2 protein-coding genes are annotated in these 1,715 nt (G+C 60.9%); both read right to left on the bottom strand.

Translation table 11 applies throughout. The features are described 5' to 3' along the window. The coding region (locus A2J01_RS22565; protein WP_331715333.1) for a N,N-dimethylformamidase beta subunit family domain-containing protein at window positions 1-721 on the bottom strand (721 nt) is incomplete at its 3' end. Beyond that, the coding region (locus A2J01_RS22560) for an APC family permease (protein ID WP_064113636.1) at window positions 718-1,715 on the bottom strand (998 nt) is incomplete at its 5' end. The genes A2J01_RS22565 and A2J01_RS22560, both read right to left, overlap by 4 nt.

Below are 1,715 nucleotides of genomic sequence, written 5' to 3'. Positions count from 1 at the left end.
GCTCTTCCGCCCAGACCGTGAACGGCCTCTCGTAAGTGGCCCAGAAGGCGTCCGCATGGTGACGCGAGTAGCCGTTCACCCACGCCCATTCGTACGGCGGGTGACGGGGAATCCATCCGATTCCCGGTGTGTCGGTGTGGATGTTGCGTGCTGCACCCTCGGGTTTGCGCAACATCCCCCGCGCGACGGGACGCTGCGTCGAGGAAATCGGTGTCGGCACATCGCCGGAGCCGTCCGGAACACCTCGGTAGTGGTTTGCCCCACCCCAGTCGTTGTAGGCCAACATCGTGCTGGTGGTGTGAATGAGTACGAAGTCGGCATGCTCGGGTTCGCGCGCCTTGACGACGAAGAAGCCCTCCCGCTCAATAGTCACCCCTTCGTGGAGCATCCGGACCAGAACCAAGTACATGCCGGACGTCCATTTCGGATCTATCTCGACGGCAAGGGATTCCGCCCAGTCGCAGCCCACTGCGTACGCGCCGGCAGGCGTCTGCTGCTGCTTGCCCGGCAGACCGAAGTATTGCGCGACCTGTTGCGGCCGGGCGCCGTCTCGAACAATTTCGAGGTCGTATTCTTCTGCGGTGGTATGCACTCGGATCGAGACGGTGTCACCACCGAAGTACGAGAACCTGTCCGCATAGACCCATATCTCGGGAGCGCCCGGAACAATTCCGGGACGTTCGACCAACCCTCCGGGGACCGACCATGCGTATTCGCTCATGCCGACAACTCCTCGACCGAGTGTTCACGTACGCGCATCCCGCGGACCACGCCGAATGCGAAAGCCAACAGCAATGGCACTGCCAACAAGAAGTTTTGCGCGGTGGTCAACCCGGTCAGGTCACTCATGTTCATCAAGAGGTATCCGAGCGCGACGATCAACGCCACTGCAGCGAGCGAGGGTGCAATCAACCTCTGCCACAGACCTTCACCGCGAGAATCCTGCGAGAAGAACCTGAGCACGGCGACGGAAGTGAGAACCTGCAACACCAGCACACCGATGATCGTTGGTGTATTCGTCCACACGACTACTTGGGTGTACGGGTCTGCGGGCGTCAGCGCAAAGCCGGCGATTGCCGCGAATACCAGTGCGCCTTGTGTGATTCCGGCGACGCTCGGCGTTCCAGTGGTCGGCGAAACCCGTGCAAGCCCGGCAGGAAAGACTCTCGCGCGCCCCATGGTGAGCAGATAGCGACTGCAAGCATTGTGGAGGGCAAGGCAACCCGCGAAGAAGCTCGTGACGATCAACAGATGCATCACGTCGGTCATCATGGAGCCGGCAAATTCATTGTTGAGATCGAAGATCAGCTCGGACGGGTCACCGCCGAGTAGGTCGCCCATCCGACTCGGGCCGACGGCCTGCACGATCACCCAAGCACAGAATGCGTAGACCACGGCCAGAACAGTGACTGCTGTGTAGGTCGCACGCGACACTGTGCGTTTGGAATCGACAACTTCCTCGCTGTAGATCGCCGTCTGCTCGAAACCGACGAAGGAGGTGAAGGTCAACACGAAGACGCTCGCCAGTCCGGCTGTCATGAAGGTCGACGGCGAAAAACTGTCGAGCGACAGTCCTTCGTGGCCGCCTTTCAACAGAACCGCCACACAGAAGACTGCGAGGACGCCGAGCTCGAGCGCCATCAAAACGGCCAGCACCTTCGCGCCGATATCGACCCTGCGATATCCCACCACCACGACCAGAACTGCGACCGCCA

The organism is Rhodococcus sp. EPR-134, from assembly GCF_001647205.1.
Lineage (GTDB): Bacteria > Actinomycetota > Actinomycetes > Mycobacteriales > Mycobacteriaceae > Rhodococcus_F > Rhodococcus_F qingshengii.
This window is presented reverse-complemented; position numbering and strand designations above follow the sequence as displayed.